Here is a 20,243-nt window from a genome sequence, read left to right on the forward strand (position 1 = left end):
GCTCAACGCTCCCCCGTCACCTTCCGGCGCAGGTTGTTATTGAAGATCACCGCAATCAGCAGCATCACCCCGAGGAAGACCTGGAACCAGTCGCTGTCGAACGTGGTGTAGCTCAGCCCGATCGACACCACGCCGAAGATGATCGCCCCGAAGAAGGCGCCCAGCGTCGATCCATATCCCCCCGTCAGCAGGCACCCGCCGATCACGGCGGCGATCACGGCCTGGAATTCCTTCTGCGTGCCGCGCATCGCATCGGTGGACCCGGCATCCAGCACCGTCAGGATGCCGACCAGCGCCGCGGCGCACGCGGTCAGGATGAACAGCCCGGTCTTGACCTGGTCCACCGGCACGCCCGAATTGCGGGCCGCCCTGGGGTCGCCGCCGCTGGCGAAGATCCAGTTGCCCAGCTTCGTCTTCAACAGGCACCAGGTCGAAAGCGTGGTCAGGCCGACGAACCACATCACCGCGATCGGGATGCCGGGTGCGGCGGGCGTGCCGTCGGGCAGCAGCGCGATCAGGCCGTGATGCGCCGCCCACCGGAACGGGCCGCCGAAGGCGAAGCCGGAAAAGAGCGGCGTGAAGATGCTGTCCGACGCGGCCTCGGTAAAGCCGCGCAACTGGGTGGTGCCGCCCGTGACCGCCTTCAGCCCGACCAGGGACAGGCCGCGCAGGATGAAGAAGAAGGCCAGCGTCACGATAAAGGACGGCAGCCGCGTCCAGATCACCAACTGGCCGTTGATGGTGCCCACGATCGCCGCGACCACCAGGGTCAGCAGGATCGAAAGCAGCAGCGGCAGGTGCCATTGCAGCAGGAAGATGCCGAAGGCCAGGCCGGAAAACGCGACCATGGACCCGATGGACAGGTCGAATTCGCCCCCGATCATCAGCAGCGCCACGGCCACCGCCATGATGCCGAGCTGCGCCGAGGGGTTCATGATCGCCAGCCCGCCGTTCAGCGAGAACATCGACCGGTCGGCGGTGAAGGCGAAGAAGATCCCCACCAGCACCAGTCCGCCGATGGCGCCCAGTTCGGGCCGGCGCATGGCCCGGACCAGAAGCGAGGAATGGCGCAGCCGCTCGTCCGGCGTGCCGGCCCCGTCCGGTGCGCGGGGTGCCGGGGGCAGGACCGCGCCCGGCTGGGCCGCCAGCAGCGGCCCACCTGAAGGTTCGATAGACATTCGATTATTCTCCATGAAACGCAGGATGAACCGTCGTTTCTATTTTTGTATGTCTACGGAACGCACATTCCGTTCTTGTCCCCGCAAGGTCAAGGCGCAAACGCGTCATCCGCCCCGGCCCGCGCGCTTCTCACGCGTTTGTGCTGCCCGCGGACGGGGCGGCCGTTACCGTTTTCTGCCCTTTACGTCACGGATTTTGGCCACCGACGTGGCCAGCGTCATCACCAGCGCCGTCGCGGCGGCATTGGACCGGAAGCCCTGGAAATCCTGTTCCAGAATCTCGAACCACAGCCCGCCGGCGGGCACGACGGGGCTGAACGGACTGTCGGTCAGCACGATCGTCGGCACGCCCACCGCCTGGAACTGGTTGAACACTTCGATCGTACGCCGGGCATAGGGCGAATAGCTGATCACGATCGCGGCGTCGCGGTGCGTGGCGAAGGACGCGATCTCGTCCTCCATGCCGGTGGCCGAACGGACATCGACATGGCGGATCGACAGTTTGTTCAGCAGATAGGACAGGTAATCCGCCACCGGCGCGGACCGCCGCAGCCCCAGGACGAACAGGGTCTCGGCCTCGGCCAGGACGGCGCAGGCGCGCTCCAGGCGCTCGGCGTCGATGCTGGCGCGCAGGCGGGTCAGCGACTGTTCCAGCGCGTGGGCGAATCCTTCCAGCAGCATCGTGGCCGGCGGGCTGGCGCCGTCGGGCCCCCGCAGGGCATCCAGCCGCGCCTGGTAGGTCGAGGCACGGCCGCGCAGGCGCTCGCGAAACACTACCTGCATGTCGGAAAACCCGTGGAATCCAAAGGCCCGTGCGAAACGGATGATCGTGGAAGGCTGCACGCCCGCCACGGACGCCACGCTGCTGACGGTCCCGAAGGTGAAATCGTCCGGCGCCGCCATGATCGCATCCGCCACCTGGGCCAGCCGCTTCGGCAGCGAATCGTAGCGGGCGCGAATATCGTCGCGCAGCACATCGAAATCCTGAATCGGGATCGATCCGGCGGCCATGTCGTTGGGCATCGTGCTCTCGTATCGGGCAAGGGGATATGGGGTCGGTTATTTCACGGAATGAAATGCAATGGAACATTCATGTTCAGGCCGCCCGCGCCGGGATTTCGGCCATATAACCAAGAATAATCATGATGTTGACACCCGGAAGGCGCCGGAATTGCCCGCTGGAAAACGGAATAAACGTTCTGTGATTTGACGCAAAGGGAACATTTATCCCTAAATCGCCGCCAAGCAGGCCCGCCAAGAGGTCGCCCGAAAAGAGGTAAGGAATGACGAACCCTGCACTTGACGTCGTGACGGTCGGCCGCGCGTCGGTCGATCTGTACGGGCAGCAGATCGGCGGCCGGCTGGAGGACATGGCCAGCTTCAGCAAGGCCGTCGGCGGCTGCCCCGCCAACATCGCCATCGGCACCGCGCGGCTGGGCCTGAAATCGGCGCTGGTCACCCGGGTCGGGGACGAGCATTTCGGGCGCTTCATCCGCGAACAGCTGCGCCGCGAAGGGGTGGACGTGCGGGGCGTGCACACCGACCCGGCCCGCTTCACCGCGCTGGCCATCCTGGGCGTGCGCGACCGGACCACGTTCCCGCTGCTGTTCTACCGCACCGACTGCGCCGACAGCGCCCTGGGCGAGGGCGATATCGACGAGGCCCTGATCCGGTCCAGCCGTGTCCTGGTCGTGACCGGCACGCATTTCGCCCGGCCCGGCTCCGCCGCCGCGCAGCGCAAGGCCATGCGGATCATCCGCGCCGCCGGCGGCAAGGTGGTGTTCGACATCGACTACCGCCCCAACCTGTGGGGCCTGGCCGGCATCGGGGACGGCGAGGCGCGCTATGTCCGATCGGACACCGTCACCAGCCACCTGGCGCCGATCCTGCCGGACTGCGACCTGATCGTCGGCACCGAGGAGGAACTGCATATCGCCGGCGGGTCGGAAGACACGCTGGATGCCATCCGCGCCATCCGCGCGCGCTCGGCCGCCACCATCGTGTGCAAGCGCGGGCCGATGGGCTGCGTGGTGTTCGACGGTGCGATCCCGGACCGGCTGGATGACGGCATTTCCGGCCCCGGCTTCCCGGTCGAGGTCTACAACACGCTGGGCGCGGGCGATGCCTTCATGTCGGGCTTCCTGCGCGGCTGGGTGCGGGGCGAGGCGCTGGAGACCTGCTGCCGCTACGCCAATGCCTGCGGCGCCTTCGCGGTGTCGCGCCTGCTGTGCTCGCCCGAAATCCCGACCTGGCGGGAACTGACCTATTTCCTCGACCATGGCAGCGTGGAAACCGCGCTGCGGCATGATGTCGCGCTGAATCACCTGCACTGGGTCACCACGCGGCGCGCCCAGGCCTATCCGGTCATGGCGCTGGCCTGCGACCATCGCATCCAGCTCGAAGCCATCGCGCTGGAAGCCGGGGCCCCGCTGTCGCGCATTCCGCAGTTCAAGACGCTCGCGGTGCAGGCGGCGGTCAGGGTGGCGAACGGCGCACCGGGCTTCGGCGTCTTCATGGACGGGCGCTACGGCCAGGACGCGCTGTTCACCGCGTCGAAGAGCGGTCTGTGGACGGCCCGCCCGATCGAACTGCCGGCCTCGCGCCCGCTGGATTTCGAGTTCGGCGGCAGCCTGGGCGCCCACCTGACCGAATGGCCGACCGACCAGGTGGTGAAATGCCTGTGCTTCTACCACCCGGACGATGACGAGGCCCTGCGCCAGCGCCAGGAACGCGAAATGCTGCGCGCGCAGGATGCCTGCCGCCGGACCGGCCGCGAGCTGCTGCTGGAAATCATCGCCGGCAAGAACGGCCCGATGCGCGACGACACGGTATCCCGCGCGTTGCAGATGCTCTACGCCGCCGGACTGCGCCCGGACTGGTGGAAGCTGGAAGGACAGTCCAGCCCCGCCGCCTGGCACGCCATCGGCGAGGTGATCGGCGCGAACGACCCCGATTGCCGGGGCGTCGTCATCCTGGGCCTGGACGCGCCCGAACAGGAATTGCTGGCCGCGTTCCAGGCCGCCGCGGTCACGCCCTGGGTCCGGGGCTTCGCGATCGGCCGCACCATCTTCGGCGACCCGGCCCGCGCCTGGTTCGCGGGCAGCCTGGACGACGCAGGCGCGGTCGATGAAATGAGCCGCCGTTTCGCGCGCTTCGTCGCCGCCTGGCAGGCGGTGCCGCGCACCACCGACGCAACGGGACAACGGTCATGAACACGATCCGCCTGACCATGGCACAGGCGCTGGTCCGCGCCATGTGCGCGCAGAAGACCGAGCTGGACGGCCAGATCGTGCCGTTCTTCGGCGGTGTCTGGGCCATTTTCGGCCACGGCAACGTCGCCGGCATGGGCGAGGCACTGCACGCCCAGCGCGACGACATCACCACCTTCCGCGCCCATAACGAACAGGGCATGGTCCACGCCGCCACGGCCTATGCCAAGGCGCAGCGGCGGCGGCGGGCCATGGCCTGCACCACCTCGATCGGCCCGGGCGCGCTGAACATGGTCACGGGCGCCGCCGTGGCGCACGTGAACCGCCTGCCGGTGCTGCTGCTGCCCGGCGACGTGTTCGCCAACCGCGTGCCCGATCCCGTGCTGCAGCAGGTCGAGGATTTCGGGGACGGCACCATCACCGCCAATGACGCCTTCCGCCCGGTATCGCGCTATTTCGATCGCATCACCCGGCCGGAACAGCTCATTCCCGCCTTCGCCCGCGCCATGGCCGTGCTGACCGATCCCGCCGAATGCGGCCCGGCGACGCTCGCGCTGTGCCAGGACGTGCAGGCGGAAGCGTTCGACTATCCCGAGCATGTCTTCGCCGAGCGCATCCACCGGCCCCGGCGCCCCGCCCCCGACGAACGGGAACTGCACGACGCGGCCGGCATCATCCGCGCGGCGCGGCGGCCCTTCGTGGTGGTCGGCGGCGGCGTGCCGTATTCCGGGGCAGGGGAGCAGGTGGCCGCCTTCTGCGCCGCGCACGGCATTCCCGCCGGGGAAACCCAGGCGGGGAAATCCGCGCTGCCGGCCATGCTGGCCATGAACATGGGCGGGGTCGGCGTCAGCGGCACCAGCGCGGCCAACACCATGGCGGCGCGTGCCGACGTCGTGATCGCCATCGGCACGCGGCTGCAGGATTTCACGACCGGGTCCTGGGGCCTGTTCCAGAACCCCGACATGCGGATCGTGGGCCTGAACGTGCAGGCGTTCGACGCCATGAAGCACGAGGCGCAGCCGCTGCTGGCCGACGCGCGCGTGGGGCTGGCGGCGCTGGACGCGCACCTGGGGGACTGGCGCGCGGAAGGCGACTGGACGGGCATGGCCGAACGCGCTCGCGCCGAATGGCTGGAAATCTCGGCGCGCTGCCTGGCGGCATCTTCGGCCTCGGCCCCGCCATCGGGCGCCCTGCCGTCCGACGCGCAGGTGATCGGCGCCGTGCGCCGCGCCGGCACGCCTGCGGACGTCGTCGTCTGTGCGGCGGGGGGGGCTTCCGGCCGAACTGCAGAAGCACTGGCGGGCGGACAGGCCGGGCGGCTACCACATGGAGTACGGCTTTTCCTGCATGGGGTACGAACTGGCCGGCGCGCTCGGCGTCAAGATGGCCGATCCGTCGCGCGAGGTCATCGTGATGGTGGGGGACGGCTCCTACCTGATGCTGAATTCCGAAATCGCGACCTCGGTGATGCTGGGCTTCAGGCTGACCATCGTCGTGCTGGACAATCACGGCTATGGCTGCATCAACCGGCTGCAGCAGGCATGCGGCGGCGCGCCGTTCAACAATCTGTGGAAAAATTCTATGCATATGCACGAATTTCCCGACATCGACTTCGCGGCCCACGCGCGCAGCCTGGGCGCCGACGCCGTCAAGGTGTCCGGCCTGGCGGCGCTGGAGGAAGCGGTCCGCCAGGCCCGCGACGCCGCCCGCACCACCGTCATCGTCATCGACACCGACCCCATGCCGACGACGCAGGACGGCGGCGCGTGGTGGGACGTGGCGGTGCCCGAAATCTCGGCCCGCCCGGGCGTGAACCAGGCCCGCGCGGAATACGAATGCAAGCGCAATTCCCAACGCATCGGAAACTGACCATGTCCGCAAAAATCGGCGCCAACCCCATCATCTGGTCGAACGACGACATGCCGGAACTGGGGGGCGAGACCCCGCTGGAAACCTGCCTGGCCGAGGCGCACAGCGCCGGGATGGAGGGCCTGGAACTGGGCAACAAGTTCCCCCGCACGCCGGACGCCCTGCGCGCGGCGCTGGCCCCCCACGGCCTGGCCTGCATCTCCGGCTGGTATTCCTGCGAATTGCTGACCCGCAGCGCGGAAGACGAAATCGCCGCCATGCAGGACCATCTGCAACTGCTGCGCGCCATGGGCTCACCGGTCATGATCTTCGCGGAAACGTCCAACACGGTGCATACGCAAATCGACGTGCCGCTCTCCGCCCGCCCGGTCCTGGACAGCCAGGACTGGCAGGGTTTCGCACGGCGCCTGACGATCGTGGGTGACGCGGTGGCCCGGGCGGGGCTGAAGCTGGTCTATCACCACCATATGGGCACCGTGGTGCAGACGCCCGCCGACATCGACACCCTGATGCGCCTGACCGGGGAATCGGTGCACCTGCTGCTGGATACCGGCCATGCCTGGTGGGGCGGGGCGGACCCGGCGGCGCTGGCCGCCCGCTATCGCGACCGCATCGCCCATGTCCACACCAAGGATGTGCGCCCCGCCATCCGTGCCCAGGCCGACGCGCAGGACTGGAGCTTCCTCCGGTCTGTGCTGAACGGCGTGTTCACGGTCCCGGGCGACGGTGAAATCGATTTTCCCGCCGTGTTCCGCAACCTTCCCGGCTATGACGGCTGGGTGGTCATCGAGGCCGAACAGGACCCGGCCCGCGCCAATCCGCTGACCTATGCGCGCATGGGCCGGAACTACCTTGCCAGAACACTGCACGATGCGGGGCTGCTGTCATGCCGTCACGCCTCCTGATCCATCCCCACGCGCCGGACGATGCCGGGCGCGTGGTCTCGGTCACGCCCCAGAGCGCCGGCTGGCGCTTCGTGGGGTTCGAGGCACGGACCCTGCGCGACGGCGCCGTGGCCGTCGGGCAGACCGACGATACCGAAATCTGCCTGGTTCTGGTCTCGGGCCGCGCGCGCGTCACGGGGGCCGATATCGATTTCGGCGTGATCGGGGAACGGACGAATCCGTTCGACGGCCTGCCGTGGTCGGTCTACCTGCCGCCCCGTTCGGCCTGGCGGGTCCAGGCGCAGGGGCCGGTCGAACTGGCCATCTGCGCCTCGCCCGCGCGGGGGCTCTACCCGCCGCGCCTGATCGGGCCGGACCAGGTCGGGCAACTGACCCGGGGCACGGGCACCAACCAGCGCCTGGTGCGCAACATCCTGCCCGACACGGCGGATGCGGAAACGCTGCTGGTGGTCGAGGTCATCACCCCCGGCGGCCACTGGTCCAGCTACCCGCCCCACAAGCACGACACCGACGATTTCCCGAACGAGACCTACCTGGAGGAAACCTATTACCACCGCCTGAAGCGCGGCAGCGGCTTCGCCCTGCAACGGGTCTATACCAAGGATGGATCGCTGGACGAAGCGATGGCGATCGCCGACGGCGACGTCGTGCTGGTGCCGAAGGGCTACCACCCGGTCGGCGCGCCGCACGGATTCGACCTGTATTACCTGAACGTCATGGCCGGACCGGTGCGGCTATGGAAATTCACCATGGACCCCGACCAGGCCCATCTTCCCTACTGATGCAGACCTGCCCAGCAGGTTACGGAGTTCCGACATGAGCCTCATCTGCCACTTCATCGGCGGCAAGCGGACCGAGGGCCACGGCACGCGGCGCGCGGATGTCTTCGACCCGTCCTCGGGCCAGGTCGCCCACCAACTGGCGCTGGGCACGCGGCAGGACCTGGACGACGCCGTCCGGGCCGCGCTGGCCGTCTTTCCCGCCTGGGCGGCCACGCCGCCGCTGACCCGCGCGCGCCTGATGTTCCGGCTGCGCGACCTGCTGGAACGCCGCGCGGGCGACCTGGCCGCCATCGTCACGTCCGAGCACGGCAAGGTGCTGTCGGACGCCAGGGGCGAGATCACGCGCGGGATGGAGGTGGTGGAATACGCCACCGGCATCCCCGAACTGCTGAAGGGCGAATATACCGAACAGGTCGCCAACGGCATCGACGCCTGGACCCTGCGCCAGCCGCTGGGCGTGGTGGCCGGCATCACGCCGTTCAACTTCCCGGTCATGGTGCCGCTGTGGATGGCGCCGATGGCCATCGCGACCGGCAACTGCTTCATCCTCAAACCCTCGGAACGCGACCCCTCGGCCTCGCTGTTCCTGGCCGACCTGTTCAGGGAAGCCGGCTTCCCCGACGGGGTGTTCCAGGTCGTGCAGGGCGACAAGGACATGGTGGGCGACATCCTGCACCACCCGGACATCAAGGCGGTCAGCTTCGTCGGATCGACGCCGATCGCACGCTACATCTATGAAACCGGCGCGGCGCAGGGCAAGCGCGTGCAGGCGCTGGGGGGGGCCAAGAACCACGCCATCATCATGCCCGACTGCGACCTGCCGCGCACCGTGGACGCCCTGATGGGCGCCGCCTACGGCTCGGCCGGCGAACGCTGCATGGCGCTGTCGGTCGCGGTCGCGGTGGGCGATGTCGCGGGACCGCTGATCGACGCGATGGCGCCGAAGGTGCGCGGCCTGAAGATCGGACCGGGCACCGACCCCGAAAGCGAAATGGGGCCGCTGGTCACCGCGCAGCATCGCGACAAGGTCCGGTCCTATGTCGATGCCGGCGTGGCCGAGGGCGCGGACCTGGTCGTCGACGGCCGCTCCATCGCCCTGCAGGGCTATGAAAAGGGCTTCTTCCTCGGCGGCAGCCTGTTCGACCACGTCACCCCGGACATGAGCATCTATCGCGAGGAAATCTTCGGCCCCGTGCTGGCGGTCGTCCGCGCGCCCGATTTCAAATCCGCCATCAGCCTGGTCAACGACCACGCGTACGGCAACGGCACCGCGATCTTCACGCGGGACGGCAATACGGCGCGCAGCTTCGTCCATGGGGTGCAGGCCGGCATGGTGGGCGTCAACGTGCCCATCCCGGTGCCCATGGCCTTCCATTCCTTCGGCGGCTGGAAGGGGTCGCTGTTCGGGGACCACCACATGCACGGCCCCGAAGGCATCCGCTTCTTCACCAAGCTGAAGGCCGTGACCGCGCGCTGGCCGGAAAGTGCCCGCGCGGGTGCCGAATTCGTCATGCCCACACTGGGCTGATCCGGATCGCTTCCAGAAAACCAAGAACAGAAAACGAGAAGCCACATGACACTCGGAATCGGCGTGATCGGTACGGGCGCGATCGGCCAGGATCATATCAGGCGCGTCAGCCGGGCCCTGTCGGGCGGAAGGATCGTCGCCCTGAACGACATCAATGCGGACAATGCCCGCAGGGCGGCGCAGGAATGGGCACCCGATGCGGTGATATGCGACACCGCCCGCGACCTGGTCGCCCGGCCGGACGTGCAGGCCGTCATGGTCACGTCCTGGGGCGGCACGCACGCGGAATACGTGCTGGACGCGATCGCGGCGGGCAAGCCCGTCTTCTGCGAAAAGCCGCTGGCGACCAACGCGGCCGACTGCCTGCGGATCATGGAAGCCGAAATGGCGCGTGGCCGGCGGCTGGTGCAGGTCGGCTTCAACCGGCGTTATGATTCCGGCTATCTCGACCTCAAGGCCATTCTGGATAACGGCACCATCGGCGACGTACTGATGGTCCACGCCATGCACCGCAACCAGCGCGTGGGGCCGAACTACAAGACCGAGATGGCCATCACCGACACGCTGGTCCATGAACTGGACGTGCATCGCTGGCTGCTGGATGGCGAATACGTCTCGGCGCAGGTCATCTTCCCCCGCCGCACCAGCAAGGCGCTGCCCCACATGCGCGACCCGCAGATCGCCCTGCTGGAAACGAAGCGCGGCATCCGCATCGATGTCGAAATCTTCGTCAACTGCCAGTACGGCTACGACATCCAGTGCGCCGTCGTCGGCGAACTGGGGCAGGCCAACCTGCCGGACCCGCCCGCCGTTCCCGTCAAGACGGGCGAGACACTGTCACGCCACATCATGAAGGACTGGAAATACCGCTTCATCGACGCCTATGACGCGGAAATCCAGGATTTCATCGACCGGGCCTCCACCGGCTCGCCGGCCGGCCCGGATTCCTGGGCGGGCTATGCGGCCTCCGTCGCGGCCGATGCCTGCGTCCGCGCGCAGGAAAGCGGGCGGATCGAACCGATCGAGATGATCGCGAAACCGGCCTTCTACAGCCGGTAATGCCCGGATTCGGCGGGGACGCCCCGATCGAGGCACCCCGCCGAATCCGTGAAATCAGTACCCCGGTGGCGGCGGCGGCGGGGGCGCGGCGGGGTATGGCGCGGGCGCGCCCGGATACGCGCCATAGGCCGGATACGCGGTTCCCGCCGGGTAGGGCGCGGGGGCCGCGCCATATCCACCGCCATACGCCCCGTCGGCGATGACGTTGGCGATCACGCCCGTCGCAATGGCGGCCAGCAGGAAGCCGCCGCCGTAATTGATCCAGCGATAGCCGCGCGGGGGCGCGTACAGGCCGTGGTACCCCCGCCAGTTGTCGACGAACACGCCGCCGCCATTATAGCGGTCCCCGGCGCGCCACCGGCCACCATGCGGGCCGCCGCCCCCACGGAAATCGCCACCACGAAAGCCGCCGCCGCCCGGCCCACCCCGCGGACCACCCCCTCGGGGGCCCTCGCCGCCGTGACCGCCGTCGCGACCACCGCCGTCATGTCCTCCCGGCCCGCCCTGGGCGTTCGCGACAACCGGCGCGACCGCCAGGGCCAGACCCATGAGAAGCGCCATGAAGCGGTTCATCTTGATGGACATCCAAATCTCTTTCCTTGCCACACCATTAAGCCTCTCCAGATGTGGCGAAAATTGGCCGGACTCGTAACAGACGGTGGAGGCTCTTCCATGCGGCCCCGAGCCCTTCCCGCCAGATGACACCGAAAGCCCCCCACAGGCAACGGCGGGGCGCCGATACGTGTTCCGCGCTCTTCCGGTGCCAGCCGTAATCGGGCCTGAGCGGTCGTCGTCGATTGGCGGTCTCCCGGGCCGGAAAGAAGGTAGAGTTGCCGCGGTGAAACAGCAGCGCGGGAGGCGTGCGATGGAATTCTTTTGCGGTCTCGATGTGTCGATCGACGAAACGGCGGTCTGTGTGGTGGACGAGCAGGGCACCGTGCATCTGGAAACGACGGTGGCCACGGACCCGGCTGCGCTCAGGGATGCCGTGAAGCCGTTCCTGCCGCGCCTGCGCCGTATGGGTCACGAGGCAGGTTCCCTGTCGCCCTGGCTGCATCCGGAGATGCTGGCGCTGGGCCTGCCGGCGGTCTGCCTGGAGACGAAACACGTGCGGGCGGCGATGTCGGCGCAGCGCAACAAGACCGACAAGGCGGACGCGCTGGGGATCGCGCATATCGTGCGCACCGGCTGGTTCCGGACGGCCCATATCAAGAGCGAAGCAAGCTATCGGCTGCGTCTGATCCTGACCCAGCGCAGCACGCTCAAGCGCAAATTCATGGATCTCGAGAATACGATCCGCCATTCGCTCAAGGCGTTCGGTATCCGCCTGGGCACGGTCTCGCGGGCGCGCTTCGACACCGCCGTTCGCGAGGCCGTGGCGCAGGACGCGCTGACCCGCGATCTCATGGAGGCGATGCTGCGGGCGAAGGCCGTGCTCTGGGAAGAATATACCCGGCTGCACAAGCTGGTGGTGCGGATCGTCGCGGGTGACGAGGTGTGCCGGCGGTTCATGGCCATTCCGGGGGTGGGGCCGGTGACCGCGCTTGGCGTGATGACGGCGATCGACGATCCGTCGCGCTTCCGGCGCTCGCGCGACGTCGCGGCGTATTTCGGCCTGACGTCGCGGCGCTGGCAGTCGGGTACCAGCATCGATGTGCAGGGACGCATCAGCAAGGCCGGCGATCCGGAGGTGCGGCGGTCCCTCTATGAAGCGGCGTCGGTCCTGCTGACGCGTTTCAAGGGGCGCGACAAGCTGCGGACCTGGGGCCTGGAACTGGCGAAACGGTCCTGCCATCGCAAGGCGGCGGTCGCCGTGGCGCGCAAGATGGCCGTGATCATGCATGCCATGTGGCTCGACGGAACGGTCTATGACGGCGGTCCGGCCGTCGATCCCGAAGAGCGGGCCCGTCATATCGCTTGCAAGAACCGCAAATTGCCGCGGGCGCTCGCGTGAGTGTCCAGCTGCAAAGGAATGTTCCGCCGCGTGTCGGGATGACCGCGGCGTTCTGAACAGGGAGATCCGCCAAGGCGGATGGGGAAGGGTGCAGTCGAGGACGACGGGAAGCACGATATCTTGCCTGGAGCACGCGCAGGTGAACGCCTCGTGGGACTCCGCTCGAGTGCCTGTGATGCTGCCCCGTGAATCCGATGGCAAAATGCGCCACGACGAAAGGCCGGCCGCCCATCCACGGATGGGGCGGCATATCAGTCGTCGCTGAGCGCGGAAGAGTGCACGGCGTGCCACGAACCCTCAGTCAGGGCCGAGATGCCAGTCCAGGAGCAGAACTGTGATCGTGAAAGGAAGCTAAAGGAAAACGAAGAATGAAAAACTTGACCAAAAAACCCGCCCGATTAAGAGGGCAGGATTAATACCAACTCCGGTCCGCCCTGACTCATATGTGATTGCCTGACGGTATCGTTCTGGAACGAGCTGTGATTCACAGGATGCCGAACCGGGCGGGAGGCATCCGAATGGGCGGGGCGTTAGCGTTGCGTGAGGATTATGATGCGGCGGGACTGCGTGCTCTGGCGCGGACAACGAGGCATGCGGGCCAGGCGCGTCGGCTTCTGGCGCTGGCGGCGATCTACGATGGTGCGTCACGCGGAGACGCGGCACGACTGGCTGGGACGGATCGGCAGATTGTGCGGGACTGGGTGGTGCGTTTCAACGCCGAGGGCCCGGATGGCGTGCGGGATCATCATGGGGGCGGTGTCGTTCCCCGCCTGACACCAGCCATGTTGGAAGCGCTGATGCGCCGGATCGAGGACGGCCCGATCGCTGCCGTGCATGGGGTGGTGCGCTGGCGGCAGGCTGATCTGGGGCAATGGCTTTATGAGGAATTCGGCGTCTCTCTTTCGCGCAGCCGGCTGAGCGCCGTTATCCGGGGCCTCGACTTCCGCCTTCTGACGGGACGCCCCCGGCACCATGCCCAGGATCCCGAGGCCCAGGACGTTTTTAAAAAAGCTTCCCCGACGTCATGGCCGGGATCCGGGCCCGGCATCCCGGCAAGGCCATCGAACTCTGGTGGGGCGACGAGGCGAGGGTCGGCCAGAAAACGAAGCTGACGCGCCGCTGGGCCAGACGCGGCACCCGTCCACGCGCGCCTGCCGATCAGCGCACACGTTCGGCCTGGATCTTCGGAGCGATCTGTCCGGCGCTAGGTGTTTGGTCCCGGGATTTGGTGGTGCGGATTATGTATGAACCGTGATGGTTCTTTTTCCCACTGCTGACAAATGAATTCATATGGAGTGAGGCCGCGCAGGGTCTTGAGCCTGCGGGCGAAATTGTAGGCGGTAACGAAGTCGGCGAGGTGTTGACGCAACTGGTCATGTGTTTCGTAGTAGAAGCGCTTGACGGTGGCGTCCTTGATCGTGCGGTTCATCCTCTCGACCTGGCCATTCGTCCAGGGATGTCGCGGCTTTGTCAGTCGATGCTCGATATCGAGATCAGCACAGGCCAGTTCAAAAGAGTGGCACCGGAACAGGACACCATCCGCCCGCATGGCCTTGATGTCTTCGGGTGTCCATCCATTGCCGGCCGGATCGGTAAAATGCGTGCCGTTATCGGTCAGCACGGTATGGATGCGGTAGGGAACCGCAGCGGCCAGAGCACGCAGGAAGTCACCGGCAACGCGACGTGTCGCTTTCTCGTGCAATTGGACAAAAGCGAATTTCGAGGTCCGGTCGATCGCCACCAGAAGATAAAGGCGCCCCATTTCAGTGCGGACTTCAGCAATGTCGATGTGAAAATAGCCGATCGGATAACTCTTGAACTTCGACCGTTTTGGTTTGTCGCCTTCGGTCTCGGGCAGGCGGCTGATCCCATGGCGCTGAAAACAACGGTGCAGGGAAGATCGCGTCAGATGCGGGATCGTCGCCTGAAGCGCATAAAGGCAATCATCAAGAGGCAGCAGGGTATGGCGACGGAAGGCCACAACGATCGCTTCTTCTTCGGTCGACAGGATGGTTGAGGATGCGACCTTCGGACCGGTGCGTCGATCCGACGTATCGGTCCGCCCCTTCCATTTGGCGACCGTCTTCGGGTTGATCCCGTAGCGTTTCGTCAGAACCCTCAGGCTCTCTTGACTATGTTGTATCGCTCGACGGACTGCCGCTGTCGTCGTGGCGCTTCCGTGGTGAACCTGGCCCATAGCGCATCCTTCCACTCATGTGAAAATAATGCACCACCAAATCCCGGGACCAAACAGCTAGGCAAGGGAGCGGCCCTCGTCCTGCCCTGGTGCAACCTCCACGCCATGAACCGGCATCTCGACGAGATCTCGCAGGCCGTAGCGCCGGGCGCTCACGCTATCCTCATCGTCGATCAGGCAGCGTGGCATACCAGCCCGAAACTCGATATCCCCGCCAACATCACCATCCTGCCGCTCCCGCCACGCTCGCCCGAACTCAATCCGGTGGAAAACGTCTGGCAGTTCATGCGCAATACCTGGCTGTCGAACCGGATCTTCCGCACCTACGACGACATCGTCGATATCTGCTGCCACGCCTGGAACCAGCTCGTCGACCAGCCCTGGCGCATCATGTCCCTCGGGCTACGACAATGGGCACATGGGTTTTAACAAACAGGAGTTGGTATAATGCTCTATAAACCCTGATATAGTGCCAAAGTGACGGTTTATGGAAATACTGATCAGTCCCGACGGAAAAATCCTGCATCCGTATAGTAACGAATTTTTTAAATATATCGGATGCTTTCGCAGTGATTACGATATGGTTTCGGATTCCATCCGGAATCTTGGATTCGCGGCCATGGCGACATTTCCGCATTATACGCGCATTCGCTTCCAGCCGGCATGTTTCCCGGCGTCGTGCTTCCAGGCCGTCATCCAGATCCTGCTATACCAGTCACCCCGGAACATCGTCCTCGAACGCGTCGGCACGCTGGTTGCGCCGCTGGAAGTCATACGCAATCTCAATGACGCCATTGCGCGCCTGCACGCGCTGCGGGCCGCGGCGCCGGACGAAACCGGGCTGCCACGCGTGCCCAACATCATCGGCCTGTCCCTGGACCGGCTTCAGGGTCCGAAACGCGCCGACCTGCGCACCGCATTGAAGCTCTGGAAGCAGCAAAACCGCTATGCCACCACGCGGAACATCGCCAGGATGACCGCCAACCCGGCCTTCGGGGGCGGCGGCGTGGCCTGGATGCCGGGCCAGGATCGCTGCCTGATCGAATCATGGCCGCAGAGCTACAGGTCATATGGCGATCGTTCCTGTGACAGTCTCCTGGGCCGCGATGTCAGGGACCTGCCCGACAGCGACTATATCATCCCGACCACCCGCGGATATTTCACGGTAGCCCAGCAGCAGGCGCCGCGCCTGGAACTGATCGAGGCACTCGTGACACGCGACGACGGCTCCAAATTCTGGTCTCGCTACGAAAGGCTGATTTTACCCTGGCGCACGAGTGCTACGGATACCTTCGTCACTTCCGTGCCACTGGTCAGGCTGGTTCGGGCCTGTTGAGTTATTCAATGCAGGGTTCGCGATCTGGATGCGGCAACTGCGCCCGTTTCGCCACAGGCAATATGTAAAGCAGCGCTTGACACGCCCGATGTAAAGCAACACTTTACGTTCATGGACATCGAAAGCATCGCCCACAAAGGGCTGCGCCGGTTCTTCGAGAAGGGAAATCCCAAGGGGCTGGTCGGGGATGTGGACCGACTGCGCAATATGCTGGCCTTCATCAATGCGGCGGCATCGCTGGACGAACTTTCAGTGCCTCCGAACTACGGTCTTCATCCTCTGACCGGCGATCGTATCGGAACGTGGTCGATGACCGTGACGAAGAATTGGCGCCTGACGTTTCGGGTCAATGATCAGGGCGCGATCGAGGATATGGATCTGGAGGATTATCATGGCTCTTAAAATGCATCCGTCCCTGGCGGTTCACGTCGGCGAATGGCTCAAGACCGAGGTCGTCGAGCCGAACGGCATCCGTATCAATGATCTGGCGGGGGAGTTCGGCGTGTCGCGGCAGGCGCTCAGCGCACTGCTGAATGGACGGGGTCGCCTTTCGGCTGACATGGCGATTCGGTTCGAAATGGCATTTGGCGTGAAGGCCGACACGTTGATGCGCATGCAGGTGGCCCATGACATGGCCCAGGCGCGCAAGCATGAAGGGGAATTGCGCGTCCGCAGGCTGGTCGCGGCCTGACGGATGGCCGCACGCCTAAAGTCAGGACTCCTTACGGCAACCAGAAGATGACGGATGCCGCGAGGCAGATGGCGGAAAAGAAAGTGAAATGCGCCCTGGCGCCAAGCGATATGTTGGAAATCGCCGAGACATACCGCTGCCTGCGCGATTCAACGAAGCGTCTGAGGTGGCTGTTTAGAGTCGCCTCGCGTCCGATCCGTTGTTGTTATGTCCCTCATGGCGGGGGCTGGGGAAAAGCTTCGCTTGTGCCTGTAGCTCTGGGCTCGCTCTGCTTCGCCTTCGTCGCCGTCGTTGATTGGACGAATCCGCATTGATCCGGACGACGTCAAAGCCGCCCGGAGGCGCGATCAGTCGGGCCGCTGGGCGCTGAACCGGCGGCAGAGCCATAACGAAACTACCCAGCAGACGCCGCCCACAAGGCCGGCCCGCAGCAGCGAGTGTGGCCACAAATCAAGCGCATCCAGCGCGAGCAGGGACACAAATATTAAAATTCCGGACAGTAAAGCCGTCCGATGGGGGGCCGGTGACACAGAACGCGTCCTCCAATGTCCAGCCTCTATATCACCCCATCTTCACGGCACATCAAGTTGATGTAGAAGTCTCGACTAAATCTGACGGATGGTGTCTGCTGAAGCTCAACCAGGGCTGCGGCGGGGGCGGAGTGGCCGGGCGACGCAGCCCCCGCCGCAGCCATCGGAGGATATCCTCATGACCCGTGACCAGAAGATCATCCGCGCCAAAGTTGGCCTGCTGGAACTATCGAAGCAACTGGGCAACGTCTCCCAGGCCTGCAAGATGATGGGGTATTCGCGCGACAGCTTCTACCGCTTCAAGGAGCTCTACGACAAAGGCGGCGAAATCGCGCTCCAGGAACTCTCCCGCCGCAAACCCTTGCTGAAAAACCGCGTCGAGCCGGCGGTTGAGGAAGCAGTGGTCGCGATCGCCATCGAACAACCGGCCTGGGGCCAGGCCCGCGTGGCCAACGAACTGCTCAAGCGCGGCGTCACCGTCTCTCCTTTCGGGGTGCGCAGCATCTGGCTGCGCCACGACCTCGCTACCATGAAGCTCCGCCTCAAGGCGCTCGAAGCCAAGATGGCCCAGGAACGGCTGATCCTCACCGAAAGCCAGCTTGCGGCCCTGGAGAAGGCCAAGGCCGACAAGGAGGCCTGGGGCGAGTTCGAGACCGAATGTCCCGGCTATTGCGGCGCCCAGGATACCTTCTATGTCGGCACCCTGAAGGGCGTCGGTCGCGTCTACCAGCAGACCTTCGTCGATACCTACAGCAAGGTCGGCTTCGCCAAGCTCTATGACCGCAAGACCCCGGTTACCGCTGCCGACCTGCTCAACGACCGCGTCATCCCCTTCTTCGAGCTGCACGATCTCCCGCTCCAGCGCGTGCTGACCGACCGGGGCACCGAATTCTGCGGCTCTCATGACCGCCATGAATACGAACTCTATCTGGCGGTGGAGAACATCGACCATACCCGCACCAAGGCGCGCAGCCCGCAGACCAACGGCATCGTCGAGCGCTTCCACAAGACCATGCTCGACGAGTTCTATCGTGTCACTTTTCGCCGCAAGATCTACGACAGCATCCACGAACTCCAGGCAGACCTCGACGAATGGATGGATGACTTCAACCGCAATCGCACCCACCAGGGACGATACTGCTTCGGCAAAACCCCGATGCAAACCTTCCTTGACGCAGCCCACCACGCCCGCGAAAAAGATATCGGGCGCCACGTCGAACACCACATGAACGCGTAGCATCCACGCCGGCCACTTCAAGCCGTCCGTCAGATTAAGTGCAAACTTCTACAAAGTTGAGATGCCATCGTTGCCCAGTGGGCCAGGCGCGAAACAGCAAGCTCGGTATGCTCCCGCGCAAGTTCGATCACCTCACGCAGCGCCTTCGGCTTGCCGCCGGGATTACCGCTCTGGCCTTTCTTGAACTGTCCCCGGTTGGCCTTCGCCTCAGGGTGCCTGTTATCAGGCACGTTCGGCGCCCCTCTTTGCATATTTCCGGCGATCGTGCATGGCGGACATCGTGCAAGGAAATCAGGGAATTGTGCAGGGAAAACAGCGATTACTGCATGCGCGACGCCTCACACCGCGCCTGCAGCCGCTTCATTGCATCCGGCGCCATGGGCGCGGTCATCATGGCCCGGTAGTTCATGCACTCGGGCGTTTCGCGGTGTTCGTGCTGTGGACGCTCCGCGCAGCCGGCGACGACCAGTGCGAGGGCGGCAACGGCGAGCCAGTGTTTCATCTCTGTTCCCCTCTCCGACGAACCGAGGGTAATCCACCCGCCCGAACAACGCACAGAGACCGCTCTTCCGAACTTCCCGCGAAGATAGGCCTGACGCGGGAGGCGTTCGCCAACCACTATGGGTTCAGCCGCAACGCGGTGCGGGATTGGGAGCAGGGCGTGAGACGACCGGAGAAGGCTGCCAGGACGCTTCTGCTGGTGATAGACCGGAGCCCCAGGCAGTGGAGCGGGTGCTGGCTCAGGTGTAAGCTGAAAGCCGCTCGGTCGCGTCGTCTGGTTCGCGCGACGGTTGTGATCCCCACGTCAGGTCATGTCGTCGGGCAGCGGGTGTGGAGGTGGATGTGTCATGGATCGCATAGCGGTTACAAAAAGAAGGAGTGAAGAATGCCTGGTGAAAATTCCGCTGATTCAGGTCAGGTAGTTTCTGAGGAAGGAACCGAGTTAGACAAAAAAAGATTGGATATTTTGACAGGAAAATTAAAAGAAAAGAATCTTCTTAATAGAGGATGTGTTTTCTGTGGAGAAAAGGATATGGTAATTCTTGGATACAAAGATGAATATCCGGTAATATTGCTAAATCCACCCACGAAATATTATGAAGCATACGCAATGGCCTGCTCAAATTGTGGGTTTGTCCACACATTCATGGGGGAAATTATCGAGGGAAACGGGAATGGCTAACAGTAACAATGTGCGCCTTTTCCCCGGAGTTCCCAGGACAACAGGCATTGACGGCGGGGGCGGCCCTCCCCATGATTCGGATATGAATCGCCGCGTCACTGCCTTGGAGAGTAAGTTCGACGGCATCAAGGACACCTTGAATGCCATACAGGTGACGCTTACCCGTATTGAGACGACCATGGCGACCAAGGACAGCATGCATGCCATCGAGGTGCGCACGGCGGTATTGGAAGAGCGCACGGGTAAATTGGCCACAACGCGAAGCATGTCCATTATGGTAGGGCTCGCCGTAGCGATTCTTACACTGGCTGCGCGCTGGAACGATGTCGTGGCGCATTTTACTCATCCCTGACCGGTATCGCAGGTACGTTAGGCACCCGGCTCTGGCCGGGTTTCCGGCGGATAATGCGCTGCGCCTGCCGCATCTCGGCCAACGTCACCGGCGAGACGGTGACGCAGCCGGTCATACCCCCTCTCTGAGCTGGTGAGGCGTATTTAGCCCGCAGGCCCCGCGCTTCCTGATGACGCGCGAAGCGGTGCCGAAACCCTGCAACCCGAACGGGTTTTACAACCACTTCGTGGAAT

General features: G+C 64.8%; 18 protein-coding genes and 4 pseudogenes. 16 read left to right on the forward strand and 6 right to left on the reverse strand.

The genetic code is table 11. The annotated features are described in order from the left end of the window. Positions 1-2: 2 nt before the first annotated feature. Both GDIA_RS12175 and GDIA_RS12180 read right to left on the reverse strand, forming a co-directional pair. A complete protein-coding gene (locus GDIA_RS12175) occupies positions 3-1,178 on the reverse strand; it encodes an ABC transporter permease (RefSeq protein ID WP_012554298.1) in 1,176 nt (391 codons plus the stop codon). A gap of 165 nt (positions 1,179-1,343) precedes the next feature. Continuing rightward, complete coding sequence (locus tag GDIA_RS12180) at positions 1,344-2,201, reverse strand: MurR/RpiR family transcriptional regulator (RefSeq protein ID WP_012554299.1); 858 nt, start codon at positions 2,199-2,201, stop codon at positions 1,344-1,346. A 260-nt stretch (positions 2,202-2,461) separates the two neighbouring features. Between GDIA_RS12180 and GDIA_RS12185 the strand changes: the two genes are divergently transcribed. From GDIA_RS12185 to GDIA_RS12210, 7 genes and pseudogenes are all read left to right on the forward strand, one after another. Then, positions 2,462-4,390 (forward strand): bifunctional 5-dehydro-2-deoxygluconokinase/5-dehydro-2-deoxyphosphogluconate aldolase, encoded by a 1,929-nt coding sequence (locus GDIA_RS12185; protein ID WP_012554300.1) that lies wholly within the window; start codon positions 2,462-2,464, stop codon positions 4,388-4,390. Positions 4,391-4,521: 131 nt separating this feature from the next. Continuing rightward, positions 4,522-5,385: pseudogene (locus GDIA_RS19960) on the forward strand (thiamine pyrophosphate-binding protein); the annotation flags it as partial. Between the two features lie 328 nt (positions 5,386-5,713). Next, positions 5,714-6,256, forward strand: a complete 543-nt coding sequence (locus GDIA_RS19965; RefSeq protein WP_456305434.1) for a thiamine pyrophosphate-dependent enzyme — start codon at positions 5,714-5,716, stop codon at positions 6,254-6,256. 68 nt (positions 6,257-6,324) lie between these two features. Beyond that, positions 6,325-7,161, forward strand: a pseudogene (gene iolE, locus GDIA_RS12195) (myo-inosose-2 dehydratase); the annotation flags it as partial. After that, on the forward strand, positions 7,143-7,943 hold the full coding sequence (gene iolB, locus GDIA_RS12200; protein WP_012554302.1) for a 5-deoxy-glucuronate isomerase: 801 nt from the start codon (positions 7,143-7,145) through the stop codon (positions 7,941-7,943). The pseudogene iolE and the gene iolB, both read left to right, overlap by 19 nt. A gap of 34 nt (positions 7,944-7,977) precedes the next feature. Beyond that, a complete protein-coding gene (locus GDIA_RS12205) occupies positions 7,978-9,471 on the forward strand; it encodes a CoA-acylating methylmalonate-semialdehyde dehydrogenase (protein WP_012554303.1) in 1,494 nt (497 codons plus the stop codon). A 45-nt stretch (positions 9,472-9,516) separates the two neighbouring features. Then, positions 9,517-10,530: a Gfo/Idh/MocA family protein gene (locus GDIA_RS12210; RefSeq protein WP_012554304.1), complete on the forward strand. Its 1,014-nt coding sequence runs from the start codon at positions 9,517-9,519 to the stop codon at positions 10,528-10,530. Positions 10,531-10,584: 54 nt separating this feature from the next. Here GDIA_RS12210 and GDIA_RS12215 read toward each other — a convergent pair whose 3' ends face one another. Then, complete coding sequence (locus tag GDIA_RS12215) at positions 10,585-11,115, reverse strand: RcnB family protein (RefSeq protein ID WP_012222669.1); 531 nt, start codon at positions 11,113-11,115, stop codon at positions 10,585-10,587. A 280-nt stretch (positions 11,116-11,395) separates the two neighbouring features. On the opposite strand from GDIA_RS12215, the gene GDIA_RS12220 reads away from it, so the two are divergent. Together GDIA_RS12220 and GDIA_RS18660 are read left to right on the forward strand one after the other, a co-directional pair. Then, positions 11,396-12,484, forward strand: a complete 1,089-nt coding sequence (locus tag GDIA_RS12220) for an IS110-like element ISGdi15 family transposase (RefSeq protein ID WP_012222184.1) — start codon at positions 11,396-11,398, stop codon at positions 12,482-12,484. A 518-nt stretch (positions 12,485-13,002) separates the two neighbouring features. Beyond that, positions 13,003-13,694, forward strand: a pseudogene (locus tag GDIA_RS18660) (IS630-like element ISGdi4 family transposase); the annotation flags it as partial. Here the strand turns inward: GDIA_RS18660 and GDIA_RS12230 are convergent. Then, complete coding sequence (locus GDIA_RS12230; protein WP_012554305.1) at positions 13,689-14,681, reverse strand: IS481-like element ISGdi9 family transposase; 993 nt, start codon at positions 14,679-14,681, stop codon at positions 13,689-13,691. The pseudogene GDIA_RS18660 and the gene GDIA_RS12230 overlap by 6 nt on opposite strands. Before the next feature lie 57 nt (positions 14,682-14,738). Between GDIA_RS12230 and GDIA_RS12235 the strand changes: the two are divergent. The 5 genes and pseudogenes from GDIA_RS12235 to GDIA_RS12255 all read left to right on the forward strand — a co-directional run. Further along, positions 14,739-15,110 (forward strand): annotated as a pseudogene (locus GDIA_RS12235) (transposase); the annotation flags it as partial. Positions 15,111-15,168: 58 nt separating this feature from the next. After that, positions 15,169-16,017, forward strand: a complete 849-nt coding sequence (locus GDIA_RS12240) for a hypothetical protein (protein ID WP_012554306.1) — start codon at positions 15,169-15,171, stop codon at positions 16,015-16,017. A 111-nt stretch (positions 16,018-16,128) separates the two neighbouring features. Next, complete coding sequence (locus tag GDIA_RS12245; RefSeq protein ID WP_012222673.1) at positions 16,129-16,419, forward strand: type II toxin-antitoxin system RelE/ParE family toxin; 291 nt, start codon at positions 16,129-16,131, stop codon at positions 16,417-16,419. Between the two features lies 1 nt (position 16,420). Continuing rightward, positions 16,421-16,708 (forward strand): HigA family addiction module antitoxin, encoded by a 288-nt coding sequence (locus GDIA_RS12250; RefSeq protein WP_012222675.1) that lies wholly within the window; start codon positions 16,421-16,423, stop codon positions 16,706-16,708. 708 nt (positions 16,709-17,416) lie between these two features. Continuing rightward, positions 17,417-18,475 (forward strand): IS481-like element ISGdi10 family transposase, encoded by a 1,059-nt coding sequence (locus GDIA_RS12255; RefSeq protein ID WP_012222646.1) that lies wholly within the window; start codon positions 17,417-17,419, stop codon positions 18,473-18,475. 29 nt (positions 18,476-18,504) lie between these two features. Here the strand turns inward: GDIA_RS12255 and GDIA_RS19920 are convergent, their stop codons facing one another. Together GDIA_RS19920 and GDIA_RS12260 are read right to left on the reverse strand one after the other, a co-directional pair. Continuing rightward, on the reverse strand, positions 18,505-18,726 hold the full coding sequence (locus GDIA_RS19920; protein WP_390614219.1) for a DUF5681 domain-containing protein: 222 nt from the start codon (positions 18,724-18,726) through the stop codon (positions 18,505-18,507). 68 nt (positions 18,727-18,794) lie between these two features. Next, complete coding sequence (locus tag GDIA_RS12260; protein WP_012554308.1) at positions 18,795-18,977, reverse strand: hypothetical protein; 183 nt, start codon at positions 18,975-18,977, stop codon at positions 18,795-18,797. 384 nt (positions 18,978-19,361) lie between these two features. Between GDIA_RS12260 and GDIA_RS19215 the strand changes: the two genes are divergently transcribed. Next, positions 19,362-19,658: a hypothetical protein gene (locus GDIA_RS19215; protein ID WP_144880585.1), complete on the forward strand. Its 297-nt coding sequence runs from the start codon at positions 19,362-19,364 to the stop codon at positions 19,656-19,658. Beyond that, complete coding sequence (locus tag GDIA_RS12265; protein WP_012554309.1) at positions 19,651-20,010, forward strand: hypothetical protein; 360 nt, start codon at positions 19,651-19,653, stop codon at positions 20,008-20,010. The genes GDIA_RS19215 and GDIA_RS12265 overlap by 8 nt, the downstream gene beginning before the upstream one ends. The last annotated feature ends 233 nt before the right edge of the window (positions 20,011-20,243 follow it).

Origin of the sequence: Gluconacetobacter diazotrophicus PA1 5 (genome assembly GCF_000021325.1) — a bacterium.
Classification (GTDB): domain Bacteria; phylum Pseudomonadota; class Alphaproteobacteria; order Acetobacterales; family Acetobacteraceae; genus Gluconacetobacter; species Gluconacetobacter diazotrophicus.